At 39.8% G+C, this 22,722-nt stretch carries 18 protein-coding genes; 1 reads left to right on the forward strand and 17 read right to left on the reverse strand.

The window, feature by feature from the left end:
• Positions 1-320 precede the first annotated feature (320 nt).
• From lysS to pth, 12 genes are all read right to left on the reverse strand, one after another.
• Entirely contained in the window at positions 321-1,817 is a 1,497-nt protein-coding gene (gene lysS / locus LI951_RS12430; protein WP_229442389.1) for a lysine--tRNA ligase, read from the reverse strand.
• Positions 1,818-2,296: 479 nt separating this feature from the next.
• Entirely contained in the window at positions 2,297-3,292 is a 996-nt protein-coding gene (gene dusB / locus LI951_RS12435) for a tRNA dihydrouridine synthase DusB (protein WP_229442390.1), read from the reverse strand.
• Between the two features lie 13 nt (positions 3,293-3,305).
• Complete coding sequence (hslO, locus tag LI951_RS12440) at positions 3,306-4,202, reverse strand: Hsp33 family molecular chaperone HslO (RefSeq protein WP_202068807.1); 897 nt, start codon at positions 4,200-4,202, stop codon at positions 3,306-3,308.
• A 278-nt stretch (positions 4,203-4,480) separates the two neighbouring features.
• Positions 4,481-6,646: an ATP-dependent zinc metalloprotease FtsH gene (gene ftsH / locus LI951_RS12445; protein WP_202068809.1), complete on the reverse strand. Its 2,166-nt coding sequence runs from the start codon at positions 6,644-6,646 to the stop codon at positions 4,481-4,483.
• A gap of 96 nt (positions 6,647-6,742) precedes the next feature.
• Positions 6,743-7,288, reverse strand: coding sequence for a hypoxanthine phosphoribosyltransferase (hpt, locus tag LI951_RS12450; RefSeq protein WP_229442391.1), 546 nt, complete (start codon positions 7,286-7,288; stop codon positions 6,743-6,745).
• An 18-nt stretch (positions 7,289-7,306) separates the two neighbouring features.
• On the reverse strand, positions 7,307-8,689 hold the full coding sequence (gene tilS / locus LI951_RS12455) for a tRNA lysidine(34) synthetase TilS (protein WP_229442392.1): 1,383 nt from the start codon (positions 8,687-8,689) through the stop codon (positions 7,307-7,309).
• 606 nt (positions 8,690-9,295) lie between these two features.
• Positions 9,296-9,793 (reverse strand): S1 domain-containing RNA-binding protein, encoded by a 498-nt coding sequence (locus LI951_RS12460; protein WP_202068814.1) that lies wholly within the window; start codon positions 9,791-9,793, stop codon positions 9,296-9,298.
• Between the two features lie 63 nt (positions 9,794-9,856).
• Positions 9,857-10,321, reverse strand: coding sequence for an FtsB family cell division protein (locus tag LI951_RS12465; protein ID WP_202068815.1), 465 nt, complete (start codon positions 10,319-10,321; stop codon positions 9,857-9,859).
• Positions 10,322-10,388: 67 nt separating this feature from the next.
• Positions 10,389-10,658, reverse strand: coding sequence for an RNA-binding S4 domain-containing protein (locus LI951_RS12470; protein ID WP_202068816.1), 270 nt, complete (start codon positions 10,656-10,658; stop codon positions 10,389-10,391).
• Positions 10,659-10,662: 4 nt separating this feature from the next.
• The gene (locus LI951_RS12475; protein WP_229442393.1) at positions 10,663-12,249 is read right to left on the reverse strand and encodes a putative polysaccharide biosynthesis protein; all 1,587 of its coding nucleotides are present in this window, start codon (positions 12,247-12,249) and stop codon (positions 10,663-10,665) included.
• Between the two features lie 24 nt (positions 12,250-12,273).
• Entirely contained in the window at positions 12,274-15,801 is a 3,528-nt protein-coding gene (gene mfd / locus LI951_RS12480) for a transcription-repair coupling factor (protein ID WP_229442394.1), read from the reverse strand.
• A gap of 18 nt (positions 15,802-15,819) precedes the next feature.
• Positions 15,820-16,386 carry an aminoacyl-tRNA hydrolase gene (gene pth, locus LI951_RS12485; RefSeq protein WP_229442395.1) on the reverse strand — a complete coding sequence of 189 codons (567 nt, stop codon included), beginning with the start codon at positions 16,384-16,386 and terminating at the stop codon, positions 15,820-15,822.
• Between the two features lie 427 nt (positions 16,387-16,813).
• Here pth and LI951_RS12490 point away from each other — a divergent pair, with 427 nt between their 5' ends.
• The gene (locus LI951_RS12490; RefSeq protein WP_229442444.1) at positions 16,814-17,794 is read left to right on the forward strand and encodes an L-lactate dehydrogenase; all 981 of its coding nucleotides are present in this window, start codon (positions 16,814-16,816) and stop codon (positions 17,792-17,794) included.
• Positions 17,795-18,030: 236 nt separating this feature from the next.
• Here the strand turns inward: LI951_RS12490 and LI951_RS12495 are convergent, their stop codons facing one another.
• The 5 genes from LI951_RS12495 to LI951_RS12515 form a co-directional block, all read right to left on the reverse strand.
• Positions 18,031-19,524, reverse strand: coding sequence for an aldehyde dehydrogenase family protein (locus LI951_RS12495; RefSeq protein WP_202068819.1), 1,494 nt, complete (start codon positions 19,522-19,524; stop codon positions 18,031-18,033).
• Positions 19,525-19,720: 196 nt separating this feature from the next.
• Entirely contained in the window at positions 19,721-20,233 is a 513-nt protein-coding gene (locus LI951_RS12500; RefSeq protein WP_202068821.1) for a transcription repressor NadR, read from the reverse strand.
• A 16-nt stretch (positions 20,234-20,249) separates the two neighbouring features.
• Positions 20,250-21,098: a chorismate mutase gene (locus LI951_RS12505; RefSeq protein WP_229442396.1), complete on the reverse strand. Its 849-nt coding sequence runs from the start codon at positions 21,096-21,098 to the stop codon at positions 20,250-20,252.
• Positions 21,099-21,104: 6 nt separating this feature from the next.
• Positions 21,105-21,818 (reverse strand): NAD-dependent protein deacylase, encoded by a 714-nt coding sequence (locus tag LI951_RS12510; RefSeq protein ID WP_229442445.1) that lies wholly within the window; start codon positions 21,816-21,818, stop codon positions 21,105-21,107.
• Between the two features lie 251 nt (positions 21,819-22,069).
• Complete coding sequence (locus tag LI951_RS12515; protein ID WP_229442397.1) at positions 22,070-22,717, reverse strand: class II aldolase/adducin family protein; 648 nt, start codon at positions 22,715-22,717, stop codon at positions 22,070-22,072.
• Between the last annotated feature and the right edge of the window lie 5 nt (positions 22,718-22,722).

The following is a 22,722-nucleotide window of genomic DNA, read 5'->3' on the forward strand; positions in this document are numbered from 1 at the left end:
CTTCCCACTGTTATTCTATCCAGTGCTTCAAAAGAGGTTGTCCTGTCTTGCGACAAGTAATAATATATCAAGTTTCTTCGCTCAGGTCAATCAAAATATGTCATTTTTTACAACTTTTTTTCATTGCCGATCATTATCCTATTTTGTTCACCTAATGTTCGCATTTGATACACTTTCAACTTGAAGTAGTTATTCTTTCGTTCCGATTTCGGTCTTAATGCGCACGTACTTTAACTATCTAATTTTTCTTTCTTCTCTTCTGATAAATAGAAAATCAACCAAATGCTCAAAGAAGCTTTCAGCATTTGGTTGATTCTATTTTATCTCATCGTCGGGAATAGCAGTACGTCTCTAATTGACTGTGCATCAGTCAGCAGCATAACAAGCCGGTCAATACCGATTCCCAAACCTCCTGTTGGCGGGAGTCCATACTCCAGAGCTTCAATAAAGTCTTCATCCACACCGTGTGCTTCATCATTCCCCTGCTCCCGCTCTTTTTCCTGACCTTCAAATCGTTCTCTTTGATCAATTGGGTCATTTAGCTCTGTAAATGCGTTTGCAAACTCTTTACCTACAATAAAGAGTTCAAAGCGGTCTGTAAAGCGACCATCTTCAGGATTCTTTTTCGCCAGAGGAGATACTTCTACCGGATGACCATAAATAAATGTCGGCTGCTGCAGTGTTTCCTCTGCATAGGTCTCAAAGAATTCGTTTAAGATATGGCCTACTGCCATATTTTCATTTATTTCCACATTATGTTCTTCAGCCAATGCACGAGCTTCCTCTATAGTCATTTCTTTCCAAAAATCAACACCTGTCTGCTCTTTAATTGCATCCACCATATGCAGACGTTTGAACTCACTGCCTAGGTCAATTTGTTTTCCATCATAACTGATAGTTGTGGTTTTCAACACTTTTTCAGCCGCATTACGGATAATTCCTTCCGTCAAATCCATTACGTCATTAAAATCTGTATAAGCAGTATAAGCTTCCAGCATTGTAAATTCCGGATTATGTGTCGTATCTATTCCTTCATTACGGAAGACACGACCAATTTCATAAACTTTTTCCATGCCGCCTACAATTAATCGTTTTAAATGCAGCTCCAGTGCGATTCGTAAATATAAATCCATATCCAAAGCATTATGGTGTGTAATAAATGGTCGAGCAGTTGCTCCGCCGGCTTCATTATGAAGCACTGGTGTTTCAACTTCAACATATCCTTGTCCATCCAAATATCTGCGAATTTCACTGATAATCTGACTGCGTTTCATGAATCGGTCAAAGCTTTCTTTATTACTGATTAAATCAAGATAACGCTGGCGATACCTCTGCTCAATATTTGTCAGTCCATGATATTTATCAGGAAGAGGACGTAATGCTTTAGTTAAAAGCTCAATTGTTTTTGCTTTGACTGTCACTTCTCCTGTGTCTGTTTTCATAATTTGACCGGTGACTCCAAAAAAGTCACCCAAATCTGCGTGTTTAAAAAGCTCGTATGCTTCATCGCCGACTTGATCTTTGCGTACATATATTTGAATTTGCCCCTCACGATCCTGCAGGTGAGCAAACCCAGCTTTTCCTTTTCCTCGTTTTGTCATCATACGGCCGGCAACGCTCGCTGACAGCTCTTTTTCATTCAACTCTTCTTTTGTCTGCTCATCAAAAGATTCGTGCAATTCTGCAGAATTATGTGTACGGTCAAAACGTTTACCGAATGGATCAATTCCTTCTTCACGCAGTTTTTCCATCTTTTCACGCCGCACCAACATTTGGTCATTCAAATCTGCGACTTGTGATTGTTGTTCTTCAGACACTTTTCTTCCTCCATTCTTAAAATAAACATACACTAATAATGCCATAGTAATTCTAAAAAAAGCAAGCCGAATATTGCTATTCGGCTTGAAATTATTTATTTTAGGACCTAGCTAAAAGCTATTGAGGAATCGAGTTGCCCATGCATTTCCCAATAGACATGTTTGTATCGGGAATCGAACATTGTGAGACTCGTAGATACAGGGATTTTCTGTCGGTGTAGGAACTTTTAGTAACTAGGAAAATAGGGAGTTGTTATCAACTTTCAACAAATAATTGTATAGAAGCTTCCCGTTTTTGACGAAATAGTACAGGTGTTTTGGAAATAGATAGCTGAAGCTTTTCCTTTTTTGCTTATAGGGGATGAATCATGATATGCGCAATGCTGATTAAGTGAATGCGAAAAAATTCATTCCATTAATGGGAGTCCGCTCAGTTAATATTTTTGGAAAGAGTCGCCGCTAGAGCTTTCATATAAAGCCTAGATGGCTTCTTCTATTTTGTTGCTGGTTGACTTCTCTACAAACTGATCCATTAGCTCCACGATTTCTTTTTGAGTATCAGCCTGATTAATTGCTGCTTTTACTTTTGCCGCTCTTGGAATTCCTTTTAGATAATAAGAGGCATGTTGACGAAATTCTCTGGCTGCGACAGATTCACCTTTTAGGTCTACAAGCCTTTGAAGATGTATTTTTGCTGTTTCAACTTTTTCAAAAGCAGTTGGTTCAGGGATAAGTTCTCCGGTCTCCAAATAATGCTGTGTCCGATGAATCATCCATGGATTGCCTAACGCAGCTCTTCCGATCATAACGCCATCTGCACCCACATAATCCAACATACGTTTTGCATCTTCCGGGGTGCGTACATCTCCATTTCCCATAAAAGGGATGGTAAGTTGGCTTTTTACTTCTTTCAAAATATCCCAATCTGCCTGTCCTTCATACATCTGTATACGTGTTCGACCATGCATGGCAATCGCTGATGCTCCGCCCTTTTCTGCTGCCAAAGCATTATCTACAGCAAAAACGTGCTCGTCATCCCACCCGATCCTCATTTTTACAGTAACTGGTAAATCAACAGATGATGCTACAGCATGAACCATCTCGTAAACTTTATTTGGATCCAGCAGCCACTTTGCTCCGGCTTCTGCTTTAATCACTTTGTTTACCGGGCAGCCCATATTAATATCGATAATATCTGCTTCTGTATTCTCTTGTACAAATTGAGCTGCTTCAACTAGAGTATCCTTATCCCCACCAAATATTTGCAGGCTTAACGGATGTTCCCGCTCGTCAATATACAGCATATCCAATGTCTTTTTATTTCTAAAATGGATGCCTTTATCACTGATCATTTCGCAGACAACCAGCCCTGCACCAAATTCTTTCACTGTTACCCGAAATGCAGCATTTGAAATACCAGCCATTGGAGCAACTACCACGCGATTGGGAATCTCTACATTACCTATTTTCCACATCAATCAATTCCTCCTAATTTCTTTGGGTATTTTTAATTGCTTCATCTCTAAGTTTCATCAAGTCTTCTTCACTGTACTGATAGTTGTTTCCGCAAAACTGACAAACAGCCTCTGCCCCATGATCTTCTTCGATCATTGCATTTATTTCATCCAATCCTACAGCAATAATTGCCGTGCCGAATTTTTCTTTTGAACAGTCACACTTAAACTGAACAGGCATTTTTTCCAGTATATCTACTTCTCCTTCACCAAGCAGACGTTCTAAAATTTGTTCCGGCGCTTCTCCTTCATCTAATAAACGTGAGACCATCGGAACTTCTTTCAATCGCTGTTCAATAAAATCTATCGTTTTTTCATCAGCCCCCGGCATCACCTGAATCATGAACCCGCCAGCCGCTTTAACTGTTTCATCTGCCTCTACCAACACACTTAATCCTATTGCTGAAGGAATCTGTTCAGAAACAGCCATGAAGTAGGTAAAATCTTCACCAATTTCTCCTGAAACAATAGGTGTCTGCCCGGAAAATGTCTCTTTTAATCCCAAATCTTTGATAACAGTGAAGATGCCTTCTGTACCAACTGCTCCCCGAACGTCTATTTTTCCATTTTCGTTTAACGGAAGACTGACATGCGGATTCTTTATATAACCTTTGACATCACCGCTTCCATTACTGTCAACAATAATTGCACCGGCCGGACCATTCCCCTGAACCTTCACTGTTAGTTTGTCTTCACCTTTTAATGTTGCACCTAGCAGCAACGCACCAACCATTGTTCTGCCAAGAGCTGCAGTTGAAGTACTCCATGCATCATGTCTTTTTTGAGCTTCTGCAATTGTATTAGTAGCGCATATTCCATACGCGCGAATCGATCCTTTATAGCAAAGTGCTTTCACTAAATAATCTTCCATTTTTCATTCCCTCTTCTTTCGGTGCTTTTTGACTCATTATCAGATAATACTAGGAAACCCGCTTTTTTTCAACTAAATAATTTTGACTTTCTCTTTACCCTTAGATATAAATGAACTTTTCTTGCTGTTCAAGTATTTATAATAAAATTTTGAAAACATTCTTTTTTGCACACCATTTTAAGCTCAGATCTGTTAGCTCCTAAAAGCAATGTCAACTGGGCTAAAACGTAAAACAGCTGCAGAGTAGTTTCTCTGCAGCTGTCGGTTGTTTCATTTAATTATTTGTAACGGTCTTCAAACTTTTCCCGATTGTAGTCAGAAGTTGAATCTCCATTAGGATCATCATCGTCTTTTTTATCGAGTTGAACTTTTTTTTCTGTCTCTTCAGAATCAGTTTTCACTTCTTCTTGCTCAGATTGAAGCTCCTCTTTGGTTTTATCAAAGCTTTGTTTTTCTTCTGCCTGTTTTTCTGCATCCTTTTCTTCCAAAGCACGTTTTGCTTCTTCAAATGTTTGTGCCTTTTCACTAGGGAAGTCAGAAGTTTTTCCGGCAGGCATTTCACCAGTTTCAAACAATGATTTGATTGCTTTCGCATTCAGTGTTTCAAATTCCAGAAGTTTTTCTGCAATCAGCTTGTGTGTGTCCCGGTGAGTTTCAATAATTTCACGTGCTTTCGCATGTGCGTCCATCAAGAGCTTACGTACTTCCTGATCTATTTCGAAGGCTACCTGCTCTGAGTAAGCTTTCGTTTGTCCATAGTCACGTCCAACAAATACTTGATGATTTCCTTCATATTGAACAGGTCCTAATTTATCACTCATTCCATATTCAGTCACCATGCTGCGGGCCAACGCAGTTGCCTGCTCAAAGTCATTGGAAGCACCTGTAGACTGAACCCCAAAGACAATTTCTTCTGCAGTTCGTCCACCCAGTAATCCTACCAGTTGTTCAAACATATCTTCTTTTGTCATAAGGAACTGATCTTCTTTTGGCAGAGCAATCATATACCCGCCGGCGCGGCCTCTAGGAATAATCGTTACCTTGTGTACAACACGAGCACGGCTTAATACCAATCCGACAATAGTATGTCCAGCTTCATGGTAGGCAACCATTTCACGTTCTCTTTTGTTGATTACCCGATCCTTCTTAGCTGGTCCGGCAATTACACGATCTTCTGCTTCATCAATATCAGAAGCATCAATTTTCTTTTTATTTCTTCTTGCAGCAACTAAAGCAGCTTCATTCAGAACATTTTCCAAATCGGCTCCGGCAAAGCCAGGAGTTTGTTGCGCTACTACTTTCAAGTCTACATCATCTGATAATGGTTTGTTTCGTGCATGGACTCGCAAAATTGCTTCACGACCTTTAACATCCGGGCGCCCCACTAAAATCTGACGGTCAAAACGTCCAGGACGAAGCAACGCCTGATCGAGTACATCTGAACGGTTTGTTGCAGCAATAACGATAACACCCTCATTACCATCAAAACCATCCATTTCAACCAGCAGCTGATTCAAGGTCTGTTCTCGCTCGTCATGTCCGCCGCCCATACCGGCACCACGTTGACGACCTACCGCGTCAATTTCATCAATGAAAATGATGGCAGGTGCATTTTTCTTCGCCGTTTCAAATAAATCACGAACACGGCTTGCTCCGACACCGACAAACATTTCCACAAATTCAGAACCTGAGATTGAGTAGAATGGTACACCAGCTTCACCTGCAACTGCTTTTGCAAGTAAGGTTTTACCAGTTCCCGGAGGTCCTTCCAGCAATACACCGGCTGGGATACGCGCACCCAGTTCGACAAATCGTCGCGGATCCTTCAAGAATTCAACCACTTCAACAAGTTCCTGTTTCTCTTCCTCTGCACCGGCAACATCTGTAAAACGTACACGGTTCGCAGATTTATCTGCTTCTTTGGCTTTGGATTTTCCGAAATTCATTACTCGGCCGCCGCCACCGCCACCACCGCCTTGCTGTCCCATCATCATGTAAAACATGAAGAACAGCAAAATCAGAGGAAGGAAGCTGAAAATAAGTGAGATCCAAGTTCCACTGGTTGATTGTTCTTTAACACTCAGCGTAACATCATTTTCCTGAGCTGCATTCTGAATTTCTGTTAATGTTGTATCACTTGGAAGTACAATTGTAGAAAAGTTTTTGGTTGTCGTCTCAGTAGTTCCCCAGAATGACAAACCTGTTTGATTTTCTACTTTTTGTTCTTTCCTGTATTCACCAACAATTTTAAATACTCCGTTTGTTGGTTGAATAGTCATTTCCTTAATATTTCCATCTTGTAATTGTTCATTAAAAGTAGAAAACTCGATATCAGGAGATTGCGAGCTGTTATTTCCAAAAATAAAGCTCCCAACCATGATCATCGCTAAAATGACTAATACATAGTAGAGCCCGTTTTTCATGCCGTTCCCTTTTTTATTCATATCTGTCCACCTAGCCTGTCTTTTAGAAATTATTCACATTTTTATTTTATCAATTCTGACCTTTATATTGTAACATAACTATTTCAAGGAGAGATATTATTTTGTTTCATACACCTCTGGCTTTAATACCCCAACATATGGCAGGTTCCGATAAGCCTCTGCATAATCCAGACCGTAGCCTACTACAAATTCATTTGGAATGTTAAATCCAACGTAGTCTGCCTCGATGTCTACGACACGGCCCTCTGGTTTATCAAGAAATGTGACAATTTTCACGGAAGCTGCTTTCCTGTACTTGAACAAGTCAACCAGATAAGCCAGCGTACGTCCACTGTCAATGATATCTTCTACAATTAAGATATGACGTCCCTCTACATTTGTATCCAAATCTTTGATGATTTTTACCTCACCGGAAGAAACAGCGGCATTGCCATAACTTGACACATCCATAAAATCCATTTCCAAATTGGTATCGATTTCGCGAATAACATCAGCAAGAAAAGGAACTGCACCTTTTAATATCCCAACAACCAATGGACTTTTATCTTTGTAGTCTTCAGTCAACCTTTTCCCCAGCTCAGCTGTTTTCTCAATAATCTGTTCTTTTGTAATCAAAACGCTTTTAATATCTTTGTCTAGCATGACGCTCTCCTCTCAACTTTACTCCTTTGTCCGATAAAGGAGTCTGTAGTGTATTTTATCAGTTTCTTTAGGAATACTCAAATAAGAATTCGCAAAATTAGGTACCCAAATGACCTCTTCATCGGCAGTCAAAACGACCCATGCATTTTCTCTTAATGAATTTGTCACTTTTTTATCAATAAATATCCGGTTTAAACGTTTTGTCAGGGTTTCAGACAATGCGATTCTGTCACCGTCTTCCCTATGCCTGATTTTTAATGGCAGTATCACTTCGGAAGAAAGAAGTCTCTCCAGCGGTTTCCATTCTCGAACCTTTTCCGGAACAGTCAGCTTTGTCTCAGAACTTTCCAGCCCAATCCATTCATTTTCAGATAAAAACAGCCCCTGATTCTTTTCTAAAATATGTGTGACAAACGAAGAGCTTATGGTTTCTTTCGTTAAATAACCGATATTGTATTCTTTTATAAAGTACCAGCCTTTTTTCAGAAAAATTCTTTGTTGAGGATTGCTGCTGTCCAGACTGCTTAGTATAAACTCAAGCTGATCTTGATTCATTTCAATATTTTGCCGGATCAATGTCTGTTGCAGCAGATACTGCAAAAAGAAATATTTCATACCGCTGCTTTCTTTTTTCAGCTCCGTCAAATCAACTTCCCAGCCAAAATTATTTTTACTTACCCATTGTTTATACTTCTTTTCCATGATCCCATTAATTAATTCATCAGCCATTGAGACTTGTGTGCTGAATGTTTCAACATGTTTAAGGAAATTGGGGTTTTCTTCTTTCAAATAGGGGATAACACGATGTCGTATTCTATTTCTGAAATAGACCTCTGATTGATTGGAACTATCTTCAAAATACACAATATTCTGTTCGTTTGCGAATACTTTCAGCTCTTCTTTAGAAAAAATCAAAAAAGGTCGAACTAATTTGCCAGTCCCAAATGCCTGAACTTTTTTTATTCCGGCTAAATTCACTAATCGACTGCCGCGAACCCACTTCATCAAAATAGTTTCCGCCTGATCATCTGCATGATGTGCAGTCATGATTGTCGTATAATTATATTGAGCCATAAGCTTTCTAAAAAAATTATAGCGAAACTCTCTGTATCTTGCCTCCTGATTATTTTCAGGTATTTCTTCCTGCCATACTTCCAAATAGAAAGGGAGTTGATGTTCTGTACAGAACTCTTCTATATAGGTCGATTCTTTTTTAGATTCCGGTCGCAAGTTATGATTGAGATGAGCCACACCGATTGTACAGCCTGACATTTCAGATACTTTCATCATCGCATACAATAAAATCATAGAGTCAACGCCGCCGGAAACTGCAAGCAAAATCCGCTCTTCGGGATGCCAGCAGTCTAATTGCTTTACTTCCTGATAAAATTTTTCCAGCACGTGTTTCTCCTCCCCATTCATCAACCCCTATAACGAAAGCTGTTTCCCCTTTTCCAACGACAAAAATCCGATTTACTTATCTAGGGTATATCTAAAAACTCAAGCGATGAATATTTTGATGTTTTTTATAGAATCCATCGTCATAAATACTCGCTTATGAACCACATAAGCTGTGTTTTCTTCCTTGACTTCAACAAAAATCACTGGAAAATTTGAATTCCACTAGCTTTTCATTCACGCTCTAGTATACCTTCATTACTTTATTCATTTTTCCCCCAAAAATTGAAGGACCTTCTGCTTTCAAAGCAAATAAAAGATTTTCTGGTGTTTAAAACATCCCAAAAGCAAAGAAAAGGGGGTGCGACAAAAAAGTCACATCCCCTAGAAACCTAATATCAGACATATTAATGTCACAGTCCCCATCAGAGCTTCGCATACCGTCCTGTTAACTTACTGTTGGGTAAGCAGGTCTGGCAATCTCGCTAGATGTTCCTACACTAAATCTACGAGTCTTACATTGCCCGATTTTCGATACAAACGCTTCTATATTTGAAAAACGTTGGCAGCTCTAGACAAATGAAGATATGTCATAACCTCACACTTCAATTAATTTCGGCGTCCGCCTCGTCCGCCTCGCTTGCCCTCTGTATTTCTGCGCAGCGAAGATAAGCGATCGTCACTATCTTTTAAAAAGGAACTCATTAATGAATCAAAATCCTGTCCGCTATTAGAATGATTGTTCACTGGTTTATTAAACTGTTTTTTGGGCGCCGAGTGATGACCTCTGTCGCGATTATCCTGCTGGCTGCTGCGATTATCCTGAGAGCTGTTGTTACGACGTTGGAAATTGCTTTTAGGCGCTTCCGGATTATCCTGCGCTTTACGGATAGATAAACCTACCTTACCATCATCTCCTACAGAAGTAACCTTTACTGTTACTTCATCTCCTACAGATAAAATATCGTTGATATCTTTTACAAAACCATTCGATACTTCACTGATATGGACTAAACCAGTTTTTCCTTCACCTAAATCAATGAAGGCCCCAAAATTTGTAATTCCTGACACTTTTCCAGACAGCTTTGCTCCTACTTCGATTGACATAAAAAATGTGTTCCTCCTATTTTTACCCTAGTAATTAAATATATATATTCAGTCAGCATCCAATTATTCGTCGGATGATTGCGACTGTGTTTGACTGCTTTCTGTTGTAGTAGTGGCGGTAGTGGTTTCTTTATCTGTACTGATTGCCGAGCCAAAATCAGGAACATGGTAAATCTGTTCCCCTTCTTTGTACATGTAGTAACGACTTCTTGCCAGTTTTGCGACATAATTAGGATCCTTCAACAAGGCTACGTCTTCTTCCAATCGCCTTAATTTTTTATCCACTTCCGACGATTCAGCAACAACTTCTTCCTTTTGCTTTTCAAAAGAATGCAGTTTCTGATAATCCTTAAGCAGTTCAATGCCGGATATGGAAAAAACAACGATTGCGATAAAAAAGATGACTGCGAGCCGACGACGTTTAAAAATCAATTTTTTTTGCTGTTTCTGAAACTCCGCATATTGTTCCTTGGTATATTCATTATTCAGTGCAGCAATGTTATTTGATTCTTTTTTATTTCTTCCCATTTCTTTCGCTCCACTCACTTTTGTATGTCCGCTTTATTATACCAACATCTTCAAAGGTTGTCTAATCTTAATCTTCAGAATTTTCAACTCTTGTTTCAGAAATAATTTCATACATTTTCTGTGCATCTTCTTTTTTAGTTGAATCATGCAGCTCTTTTACCGAGAATTCCAACAGCTTATTCCCAAATCGAATTTTGATAACGTCTCCCAGCTTGACATTGCTGGAAGATTTTGCAAGAATTCCATTGATCTGAATTCTCCCCTTATCCGCAACTTCCTTAGCAACAGATCTTCTCTTAATAATTCTAGAGACTTTTAAAAATTTATCTAAACGCATAGGCTCACCTCTTTTTCATTCTTAAAACTTTCTTACCAAATGGTACCATCAGCCATTCTCTGACTGTAAACAGTCGTAATTGTATAATTACAAAGAAAAATGTTGTCAGACCAAGCCCGACACCAATTAATGCAAAGATCAGCGCCAGCCCTCTATGCGCTGTAATCCCAAAAATCAGTCCGAGTACTCCTTGGTAAATCAATAAGACTATAACCATTATCCCAAGGCCAGTCAATAGCTTTCTTAAAAAGTTTCGTTCCTGCCAGAATTGATTCAACTTCCTGTCTGACATTTTCATCAATACCCCCTGAGTAACAAGTAAAGCAAAAATGGTTGAAAGACTTGAACCAACTGTTCCAAATCTCTGAGTCATAATACTGGTCAGCAGAAGCTTTACCAATATCCCGGCAGAAGCTGCCAGAAAAGAGATTTTAAAATTATTTTTACTTTGTAAAATACTCTGATAAGCCTGAATAATTGCCATAAAAGCAATGGCAAATACATAAAGACCCAGTACACCGTTTCCCTTATAATCTTTAAATAAAGCAAAATTTATATAGGGAAGCAGCATTAGAAGTCCTGCTGAAGCCGCCGAAGCCACTGTAGTTGTCAATCTCAAAAACATTTTTGCTGCTTCATTAAACTGCTTATCTTTTTTACCAATAAAATATTTTGTGAGCGCAGGAAGAAATGTAGAGCTAAGTGCAAGAGCAACTACAAGTCCCAGCTGAACTAAAGGCTGACCTCTGTCATAAATCCCTTTGTCTATTTTAGCGGCTTTATCGGTCATTCCCGATAAAACTAAAGCATTCTTAATAAAAAATGAATCAACCAGCTGAAAAACAATCAAAAAAGCGCTGTATAAAGAAACAAGTCCACCCTCAATAAACAATCGATGAAACAACTGTCTGCCTTCTTTATCTATTTTCCAGTGAATAAAATAATTTGAGCTTGCAGGCTGTATTTTCCGATCATAATACCACAGACTGAAAACTGCTGCAGCTCCGCCCAATACTGCCCCGCCCATTGCCATTGTGCCGGTTTGATAGACATTCCAGCGAAATGATTTAAAGAAGCCGGCGGCCAGCAGAATTACACCTACACGAATCACTTGTTCAAGTACCTGAGAGACCGCACTTGGTGTCATCAGCAGATGTCCCTGAAAGTTCCCCCTGTAAAAAGACAAAACAGGAACCAGCAGAAAAGTGATCGAAACAACCTGAATAAGAGAAGCCAGTTGGATATCTCCCATTAGATAGGCCAGCCAGCTGCTTCCAAAAAAGAAAAAGAGGACGCAGCCCAGACCGACTGCTGAAACAAACGGAAACAGTCGCTGCAGGACCAGTTTTTTTTCACTGGTTGTTTCCTGCTCTGCAACGATTTTTGAAATAAACTGGGGCAGGCCCGACAACGCAAGTGTCATGGCAATACCATAAATCGGATAAACCTGCTGATAAACATAAAAGCCTTCATCCCCAACCAGATTCTGAAAAGGAACTCGATAAACAGCGCTCAGTAATTTGGCTATGAAAGAGGCTATAGTCATTACCAGTGCCCCCTGAAGCATTAAACGAATTTCCTTGTGCGCCATTTCGATTCCTCCCGTCTCTTTTTACTACAAACTCGTTTTCTGTTTATATTTTTCCTGTCGCAAAGCTGAAACAAAAGCTGAAACTTCCTGAAGCCAGGCAGCTGCTTTCATTCCATTGTACAGTTGCAGCCGTATCGTCATTTTTTCATTATCCACAGCCAAATCGGCTTTTAGAGAAGTAACCGCCAAAACTTCAAATATTTGCTCAACAGTGTATGTTTTTGTCCCAACTTTACTCAGCGTAAATTTGATTACCTGCTGGTTCTTACGGATTGTTTCAAGTAGGGCCCTGTCTCCATCCATTTTTATCAGGCCTGTCATCAGAAGATAGGCAACCTCATCTGGGTATTCGCCAAATCGATCCAAAAGATCTGCTTCCAGCTCTTCGTACATCTCTTTATTCTCCAGCTGACGGATACGTTTATAAATTTCAATTTTCTGCCGTTCATCTGAAATATACTCATTTGGAAGATACGCATCAATTCCCAAGTCTATCTCAACTGATGTTTTCTGATCCAGAACTTTCTTCCCTTGCTTGCGGGCAACAGCATCCTCCAGCATTTGAGAATACATGTCGAATCCAACTGAATCAATAAAGCCATGCTGCTGAGCCCCTAAAAGGTTGCCGGCTCCACGGATAGATAAATCCCGCATCGCTATTTTAAAACCGGACCCCAGTTCAGTGAAGTCTTTAATAGCTTCCAATCGTTTTTCACTGACTTCATTCAAAATTTTCTGCTGCTCATACATGAAATATGCATAGGCGACACGATTACTCCGCCCAACACGGCCGCGCAATTGATATAACGTTGACAATCCCATATAATCAGCATTTTCAACAAATAATGTATTCGCATTTGGAATGTCTACACCTGTTTCAATAATAGTTGTTGTTACTAAAATATCATACTGCCGCTCAATGAAATCAAAGAGTGTGTTCTCAAGCTGAATTTCAGTCATCTGACCATGAGCATAGGCAATTCGGGCTTGTGGGACCAGCGCCTGAAGCTCTTCCACTTTTTTCTCAATTGTGTCCACTCGATTATATAAATAGAAAATCTGACCGTCTCTGGCCAGCTCCCGCTCAATCGCTTCACGAATAGCACCAAGATTATTTTCCATTACATAGGTTTGAATCGGATATCGGTTTTCAGGCGGTGTTTCAATCACAGACAGATCTCTTACGCCAAGCATCGACATATGCAGGGTTCTTGGAATCGGTGTAGCTGTCAGAGTCAGAACATCCACCTGGGACCGCAGCTGCTTCAGCCGTTCCTTATGCTTAACCCCAAACCGCTGCTCTTCATCTATAATCAAAAGTCCCAGATCGCCAAACACAATATCCTTTGATAAAAGACGATGAGTTCCCACTACGATATCTACCTGACCTTTTTGTAACTGCTGGGTTGTTTCATTTTGCTGCTTTTTTGTTCTAAACCGGCTCAATAAACCAACCTCTACAGGAAACCCTTCAAATCGGTCCTGAATCGTTTCATAGTGCTGCTGAGCTAAAATGGTTGTCGGAACAAGAAATGCCACCTGTTTTCCAGCTGAAATGGCTTTGAAAGCTGCACGCAGCGCAACTTCTGTTTTACCAAAACCAACGTCACCTACCAGCAGGCGATCCATTGGTCGGCTCTTTTCCATATCATGCTTGATTTCAGCAGAACTGCGAAGTTGATCTTCCGTTTCTGAATAAGGAAAGGCATTCTCGAATTCTTTTTGATAGCCGTCATCTGGAGGAAACGCAAAGCCTTTTTCAGAATCCCGGGCAGCGTATAATTGAATCAGATCATCTGCAATATCTTCAATTTTCGCAGAAACTTTACTTTTCGTTTTTGTCCATTCGCTTCCGCCAAGCTTGTTGATTTTCGGTGTTTTAGATTCTGCAGCAACAAATTTCTGAATTAAATTCAGCTGAGTGACGGGAATAAAAAGCTTGTCATCATTTTTATACAGAATAGTGATATAGTCCTGATGAACACCATCAACTTCCAGTGTTTCCATGCCTATATATTTACCAATCCCATGATTCACATGAACCACGTAATCTCCCTTTTTCAAATCACTGTAGCTTTTCAAACGTTCAGCATTTGAAATGGTCTGACGCCGGGTTTTCTTTTTGGTGACTGTATGAAAAATCTCTTTTTCTGTTATCACGACTAATTTTTCTGAAGGCAATTCAAAGCCTGTCTGCAACTCTCCGGGAACCAGCTGAATTCTTCCTTCTAAAAGCTGATTTTCGGCAACTGCCACACTGGATATATCAAAATCTCTGAACAGACTTTCAACTTTCTGAGCTCTCTCCTTCGTCGGTACGAACACTAAAACTGTTTGATCCTGTTTTTTCCAACGGTCCATTTCGGCCTTCAATAATGGCATCTGACCAAAAAACTGCTGCATGGACCGATATTGAAAATTGTGTATCTCCTGAAAACGAAGATTTCCCATTCCTTTTTGGAAAAGAGAAAAGAATGTTGCCGCAAAACGCTGCTTTCTCAACTGATCATGAATCCCCATACCAAAAGTTTGTTCAGAAAAAACACGCTTCTCTTCCAGCTTTAGGACATGCCATTCGGCTTCTTCACGCGCAATTTCTCTTTCAGTTTCCAAGATGCGGGCATAATCATCCACAACCAGAAGACTGTCCTCAGGCAGGTAATCCAAGATAGTTGTCGGTCCTTTATACAGAATATCAGCATAGTAACGGGCATTTTCCGTAGGAATGCCCTCTTCCCATGAAGTAATAATCTGACCAAAGTATTCTTCCAGAAACACTTTATCTGTTTCTTCCTTAGTCACAGACAACCGTTTTTCCAGTAAATCCTGTAACCGAACAATTCCAGACGACAGATCTTCATCTGAAAAAACTGTATCCGTCACGGGAGATAGATCCACTGAATCAATTACTTCAATTGAACGTTGCGTATCTGCTTCAAAATAACGTAAAGAATCTATTTCCACATCAAACAGCTCTGCTCTTACCGGATACTGTGAATTAAGGGGATAAACATCAACAATACTCCCTCTGATACTGAATTCTCCCGGCTTCCCTACTAAGGACTGTCTTTCGTAACCCATTAGAACCAGTTTTTGTGCCAGCTTATCCAACTCAACCTCTGTACCAATTTTCCAGTGAAGCTGTCCCTGTCTCCATGTTTCTTTTTCAGGAAGAAATTTTCTTAACCCCGCTGCAGGTACGACTATAATCCCTGTTTTGTCAGAAAGTAAAAAATTCAGTGCTTCAATGCGGTCGGTCCTGGCTTCTGGCGAAGAAAAGGCCATTTCTGCTGACAAAACCTCGTCAACAGGAAACAGATGGACTTCATCATCAGAAAGAACATTTCTCAAGTCTTCTACTAGCTGATTTGCATAGTATAGATTGGGTACAGCCACCATCATTTTCTTCTTTTTATATTGATAGCCGCTGGTCATGACCAGCGTTTTCGCAGAGCCGGAAAGTCCCGTAATCAGTTGTCGGTGATTTCCAGTAAGTTTTTTAACCCACTCTTGAACAATACTGCTTTCACTAATTCGTTCAATAATATTCATCTGGCTAACCACCTCCTGTTATTTCCCATTAAATTGATTCATCGTATCTATAAAAGTATGCCCTTCGCATGCAAAAAGGGCAGCATCCGCTGCTCTTTTAACTGCCAGCAGAATATCCTCATGGACTGCTTTAGGAAATTTACTCAGCACATATTGAACAACTGTTTCATTTCCTGCCGGTCGACCAATTCCTACTTTAATTCTTGGAAATACATTTGTCCCCAAATGTGAGATGAGGCTTTTCATTCCGTTATGTCCGCCTGCTCCGCCTTTTTCTCTCAGGCGAATCTTGCCAATCTCCAAGTCAAGATCATCATAGATTACGATAAGTTCATGATCCTCCACACCATAATAAGTCATTAACGGTCCCACTGAACGACCGGATTCATTCATAAATGTCAGCGGCTTCACCAGCATGATCTTTTCTGTTCCTATAAAGAACTCTGCAATGTCCGCCTCAAACTGAGACTTTTTAAACACAGCCCCTTGCCGATAAGCAATTTCATCCACTGTAATAAATCCTATATTATGCTTCGTTTCCTGATATTTACTTCCTGGATTTCCCAATCCAACGATCATTTTCATTACAGACTCCCCTTTAATCTCTTTATTCAGTGAATCATTAACTGCTGTCATAAAACTCATTGAATCTTTTATGTCCGAAAACTGCTTCATGTTTACTATTTTTCCAAAACTGTGCTAATAATATTCTCAAGAAGCAATTGTCCAACACAAAATACCCGAGCAGTCAATTAACTGCCCAGATTCTATCTTCACAGTATAACACAATATCAGCTGTTCCTAATATTTTAAAGATTAAAAATTCAATAATTTACAGTTTGAAACCTTAGAACAGTGTAATAAGCAAGAATAGTGAACTATCGAACATGAAAGAGTTACCATTTATAACAGGTAAAAAAACTGTACTAATTTTGAGCGTAATCACGTGACAAAAAGCACAGGTAATGATACTATTTTTGTAGCAAAGAAACCTAAGAAGGGAATGGTACACATGAACGCAGCTGCAGAAAAAAAAGATCATCAAAAGGTAATTTTAGTGGGTGACGGTGCTGTTGGCTCCAGTTATGCTTTTGCTCTAGTTACTCAAAATATTGCTCAGGAAGTTGGTATCATTGATATCAACACGAAAAAGACTGAAGGAGATGCAATGGATCTTTCTCACGCCCTTGCCTTTACTTCTCCCAAGAAAATTTATGCTGCCTCTTATGAAGACTGTCACGATGCAGATCTTGTTGTACTGACAGCTGGTGCTCCACAAAAGCCTGGTGAAACAAGGATTGATCTGGTTCATAAAAATTTAAAAATAAATAAAGAAATTGTCACTCAAATCGTTGACTCAGGATTTAACGGAATCTTTTTAGTCGCAGCCAATCCTGTTGATATCTTGACATACTCTACATGGAAGTTCTCAGGATTTCCTAAAGAACGCGTGATTGGTTCTGGAACTTCCCTTGACTCTGCCCGTTTCCGTCAGGCAATTGCTGAATTGGTAGAGGTTGATGCACGTAACGTCCATGCCTATATTCTGGGCGAACACGGTGATACTGAATTTCCAGTCTGGTCACATGCAAATGTTGCCGGTCTGCAGATTTATGAATGGATCAAAAACAATCCTGAGGTAGACGAAGAAGCAATGGTTAATTTATTCTTCAACGTACGTGATGCAGCTTACTCCATTATTGATAAAAAAGGTGCGACATTCTATGGAATTGCAGTTGCTCTCGCCCGAATCACAAAAGCAATATTGGATGATGAAAATTCTGTCTTCCCGTTGTCAGTCTATCTGGATGGCGAATATGATCAAAAAGATATTTTTATCGGAGCTCCTGCAGTCATCAATCGTCAGGGCGTCAAACAGGTTATCGAAATTCCGCTGTCGGATTCCGAAAAAGACCGAATGAATGCTTCTGCTTCGGCACTTAAAGAAGTGATTAATTCTGCATTTGAAAAGTTTGAAGCTGAGGAAAAATAAAAGACGGATTACTGCAAAAGAAAATATCAAAAAATATTGGGAACTGTGCATCAGATGAACAAGGCTGATGTACGGTTCTTTTTGCAAACAAACAGGGGGACTGTGACATTAGTATGTCTGAGTCCCCTAGAGCCGAATAAACAGTGTTGCAGAAGCTTTATCACACCCTCCTGTTTGGATAGATACTTTTTGTAATTATTTAAAAATTTCACTCCATTTTGCCGCACACAATTGTACTAATACAATCCATCTGTTCCTTCTTTAGTTACAATGTAAATATTTTTCATTTGAGTATAAGCATCCAGCATTGACTTGTGTGTCTCTCTGCCAATTCCCGATTTTTTATACCCTCCGAACGGTGCACCTGCCGGCAACTGATTATAGGTATTGATCCACATCCTGCCTGTCCTAACTCCTTTAGCTACTCTTAAAGCAGTGTTAATATTTTGGGAATAGACAGCTCCCCCCAAACCGTATTCAGAACGATTAGCCATTTCAATCACTTCTTCTTCTGTTTTAAATTTAATCACTGTGGCAACCGGACCAAATATCTCTTCTTGTGCAATACACATTGCATTTGATGCATCTGCCAGAAGAGTCGGCGCTAGAAAAGCTCCTTTATCCAGACCATTTTTAGTTACACGGGCTCCGCCCGTAACAAGTCTGGCACCTTCTTTAATTCCAATATCCACATATTTCAGAATACCTTCCAGTTGCCGTTCATTCACCTGTGCACCCATTTGAGTATCTTTTTCCCAAGGCAATCCAACTTTTATCTCTTCAAATTTTATTTTCAGCTCTGCAAGAAAACGATCATAAATCCCTTCCTGAATAAAAATTCTGGAACCTGCACAACAAACCTGACCCTGATTAAATAAAATACCCATCTGTGCGCCTTCCAATGCTCTTTCCCAGTTTGCATCATCAAAAATAATATTTGCTGACTTTCCACCCAGCTCCAGTGTAGCAGGAATTAAACGCTTAGCAGCCGCTTTCGCCACTGTATAACCGACTTCCGTTGAGCCTGTAAATGCCAGCTTGTCAAAGCCTTCATGCTCCAGCATATAGTTTCCTGAGTCAGAGCCTTTACCTGTGATTAAATTCACGACACCTTTAGGAAGAACCTGATCAAAAATTTTGAATAACTCCAGTAAGCTCAGTGAGGTTGCTGAAGAAGGGTGAATAACGACTGTATTTCCAGCTGCCAGTGCAGGAGCCAGCTTCCACGCTCCCATTAGTAACGGAAAATTCCAAGGGATAATCTGACCAACAACACCTATAGGTTCTTTAATAACTAAAGAAAGAGTATCTTTATCAAATTCCTTTAAAGTTCCTTCCTCTGAGCGAATCACACCAGCAAAATAGCGGAAATGATCTGAGCTCAGCGGAACATCGATACTTAACGTTTCTCTGATTGGTTTGCCGTTATCCAAGGTTTCAACCATAGCCAGGCGATCTGCATTTTCATCAATTAAATCAGCAATTTTTAGCAGCATATTACTTCTGGTAACTACGTCAACATCCTTCCAAGTGATAAATGCTTTTTGAGCCGCTTCAACCGCTCTGTCTACATCTTCATGGACTGCATCAATAAATTCTGCCAATGCCTCTCCATTACTTGGATTATAACTGGTCTTTTTCTTATTTCCTGATCCGGCAGTCCATTCTCCATCAATATACAATTGATAACTTGCATCCACAACTCCAAAAAAATCTGTTGAATTACTCAAAAAATTACCGCCTTTCTTTTTATGTTTACGCTTACAATTATAATAGATCAACTTGAAAAGTACAGTAGAATCATCAAAACGAATTATTTCGAAATATATTACGCATTCATCTTGTATATAGGACCTTAAAACAGTAACGAAAAAAACTGACAAAAAGCTCAGAAGCTAAATGACAGTTTCTTAAGTTTGGACAAAATTAATTCTGATAAAGAATTTTTTTCTCAAGCAATGCTTGTTTGATTATCTCCAAATGTTGCTGATCCCTGCAACGGATTGTATGCAAATGAAGTCCGCCAGTCAGTTCTGACAGAAGTGCAGCGCGGCTGTGCTTAAGTGTATTAATAAAACGCTGTACCTCGCTTTCTGAACTGATTCTTAAATTTCCGGTCAGCTCGCCATAGATTGGGTGCTCCACAATAACATCAAGAATCTCGCCGCCCAGCTCTACGATACAGGATAATTCTTCTTCCGTCTGATCCGGCCGATGCTGACAGACAATCTTTGCTGAAAATCCCCGTTCTTCTTTCTCCAACATATATCCTCGTGCAGTTGCGATGATCTCATGTCCTGAAGCACGCAGCAAAGCTACATCTCCTACAATAATTTGACGGCTGACTACGAACTTTCCAGCTAATTTGCTCGCACTGACCGGCTTTTCAGCTTCCTTCAGTACTTCTAAAATCTCTGTCCGTCGTTTTGTCCCCTCCATATTTTCACCTCATTTATTACTTATCTATCTGGTCTTTTTGATATTTTTTGGAAACATCCATGATTCCCTGATAAGTATCTTTTAAGGCCTCTCTGTACGCTTCATTTTTAGCGTAAGAAGCAGCTTTTTCCAGAATTTTTTCTTCTCTTGAAGGATCGAATACTTTTTGACCACGGCTCTTTTTAATCGCTGCAATTTCTGTAACAGCATCCATTCTTTGTTCTAAAAGAGCAATAATTTTTCGGTCAATCAAATCAATTTTTTCTCTTTGGCTGTCTAAATCATCTGATTCTGAAGCAGGTTCATCCTCAACAGACTTGATAAATCTTGCAGGATTTCCTCCAACTACATAGTTATCCGGGACAGATTCCGTTACAACTGAACCTGCAGCAACCACGACATTATCCCCCAAAGTCACGCCTGGAATGATAATCACACCGCCGCCCAGCCAGACATTATCTCCAATTGTAATCGGTTTACCAAACTCCAATCCGCTGTTTCGTTTTACCGGATTTAATGGATGCGAAGCAGTATACAACTGAACATTTGGGCCAAACATGCAGTTATCTCCAATTGTAATTGGACATATATCCAAAAATATACTATTAAAGTTGGCGTAAAAGTTCTTCCCTACATGGATATTGTAGCCATAGTCAAAACTTATCTCGGGTTCGATATGAGCATTGCTCCCTGTAGAACCAAATGACTCTTCTACCAGCTGCCTTCTAATTTGTCGATCTGCTTCATTATTAATCAGCTTCATTTGTTCTCTCGCATGTTTTCGACCTGCCACTAATTCAGGGTCTGAAGCAAAATATAATTCTCCATCGATCATTTTTTGTTTTTCCGTCTTAAAAGTCTCCACTGACCATCATTCCTTCGCAGTAATTTGTTTAAATAGTTCAACAGCATCTGTTTCTATATAATATGCTTGTTTTTGAATTGGAACCGGTTGTTGATTGACAACCATTATTTTCGCTGTGGGTTGAGCATAAAAAATCAAGTCGCAGAAGGGATGAACCTGAAAAGTTGTTCCGACAATTACAATCAATTCAGCTTGTGCCACTGCTTCAACAGCATGCTCTATTATCTGTTCTTCAAATCCCTCTTCATACAAAACAATATCCGGACGAAGCTGTCCACCACAATGATCATGTCGGTCACTATTTAAATATGCGGCAACATCAACCTCCTGACAACATTTTTCGCAGGAACAGCAATATAAGCTTCCATGAAAATCAATTCTGTTTTCACTCCCGGCTCTTTGATGAAGACCGTCAATATTCTGGGAAACTGTCCAGCAGTTTTTCGACTTTTCCAAATCAGCGATCACCTGATGAATAACATTTGGCTTTGCTTTCGGATGATAAAGCTTCTTGACAAAGTGATAAAATTTTTCCGGTTCTTTCAGCAGACAGGTTCGGCTAAGCAAATATTCCGGCCGCTCCAATCCCTGATACACGCCTTTTAACGAGCGATAATCAGGAATTCCTGACGCTGTGGACACTCCTGCTCCCGTTAAGAAAGTGATCGACTGTGCCGCTTCAATCCAGTTTTTTCCATCAGTTATACTTCTTTTTTCCATCATTTTAGTCAACTCCCGCTCTTTACTATTATAGACGATAAAAGAAAAAGAAGGGAATATTTTCCCGTAAAATTTTGTGTTTTATTACTAAGAAAAAGAGAACAGAAATACAGTGCGCCCCTGAGCTAGATTTTTTGGTCTAACTAAAGAGGCGCACTTCAGAAATCCTTACGGTTCTTTCTTATTTGCTTTTAGAAGGCATTTGATGGATGAACTATAGCCTGTCTTTTATTCTTTCGCTTCCTTTTGCTCTATTCTTCTGTATTATACGCATGTTCAACTGTTTCGATTTTTTGAATTCCCAACTTATCAAACAACAATGCTTTATAGGCTATATATGCATTGTATTCCAGTCGTTCCAGCATATCATTTGCTTTATGCAGTGTTTCTTCCAAAACTAAAACACCATGTTTATTCAGCAGCATAACCTTTGACAGTACATCGTCCCCTAAACTTCTTACATGGCTGCTGACAATCTCCGCCAGTTCAGGAGAACAGGCTGGTGCAAAAGGCAGGCAGGGGATCTGTCCAAATTTTTGGGTGGCTTCTGTTAAATTCGGCATATCCATTCCCTGAGAAGCAAAAACCATGGATTCTCTGGCATGACCATGAAGCACACAGCCAACTTTACGATTTTCCCGATAACAGGCCATATGCATATTGATTTCTCTTGTCAGCCGACCATAACCTTCAATAATCGTTTCGTTCATATCCACAACAAGAATTTGATAAGGAGACAAGTCACATAAATAATTCTGAGACATCAATGTCGGCGTCATGATAATATGTTCATCATTCAGGCGTACACTAATGTTTCCTCCTGCCGCGTTTGTTCCATAACGCTGATAAATGTTTCTTGTAATTTTACATAAATCTTCTCTTTCTGCTTGATAAAGCATCAAAT

This window comes from Enterococcus sp. BWT-B8, assembly GCF_020567625.1.
Lineage (GTDB): Bacteria > Bacillota > Bacilli > Lactobacillales > Enterococcaceae > Enterococcus_L.

Coding starts and splice junctions, on each gene's coding strand:
- hslO (WP_202068807.1), bottom strand. CDS start 4,202: ATGGAAGATTATTTAGTGAAAGCACTTTGCTATAAAGGATCGATTCGC.
- ftsH (WP_202068809.1), bottom strand. CDS start 6,646: ATGAATAAAAAAGGGAACGGCATGAAAAACGGGCTCTACTATGTATTA.
- pth (WP_229442395.1), bottom strand. CDS start 16,386: ATGAAAATGATCGTTGGATTGGGAAATCCAGGAAGTAAATATCAGGAA.
- dusB (WP_229442390.1), bottom strand. CDS start 3,292: ATGTGGAAAATAGGTAATGTAGAGATTCCCAATCGCGTGGTAGTTGCT.
- LI951_RS12475 (WP_229442393.1), bottom strand. CDS start 12,249: ATGGCGCACAAGGAAATTCGTTTAATGCTTCAGGGGGCACTGGTAATG.
- LI951_RS12515 (WP_229442397.1), bottom strand. CDS start 22,717: ATGCTTTATCAAGCAGAAAGAGAAGATTTATGTAAAATTACAAGAAAC.
- hpt (WP_229442391.1), bottom strand. CDS start 7,288: ATGCTAGACAAAGATATTAAAAGCGTTTTGATTACAAAAGAACAGATT.
- LI951_RS12500 (WP_202068821.1), bottom strand. CDS start 20,233: ATGGAGGGGACAAAACGACGGACAGAGATTTTAGAAGTACTGAAGGAA.
- LI951_RS12465 (WP_202068815.1), bottom strand. CDS start 10,321: ATGGGAAGAAATAAAAAAGAATCAAATAACATTGCTGCACTGAATAAT.
- LI951_RS12510 (WP_229442445.1), bottom strand. CDS start 21,818: ATGGAAAAAAGAAGTATAACTGATGGAAAAAACTGGATTGAAGCGGCA.
- LI951_RS12470 (WP_202068816.1), bottom strand. CDS start 10,658: ATGCGTTTAGATAAATTTTTAAAAGTCTCTAGAATTATTAAGAGAAGA.
- mfd (WP_229442394.1), bottom strand. CDS start 15,801: ATGAATATTATTGAACGAATTAGTGAAAGCAGTATTGTTCAAGAGTGG.
- LI951_RS12490 (WP_229442444.1), top strand. CDS start 16,814: ATGAACGCAGCTGCAGAAAAAAAAGATCATCAAAAGGTAATTTTAGTG.
- LI951_RS12460 (WP_202068814.1), bottom strand. CDS start 9,793: ATGTCAATCGAAGTAGGAGCAAAGCTGTCTGGAAAAGTGTCAGGAATT.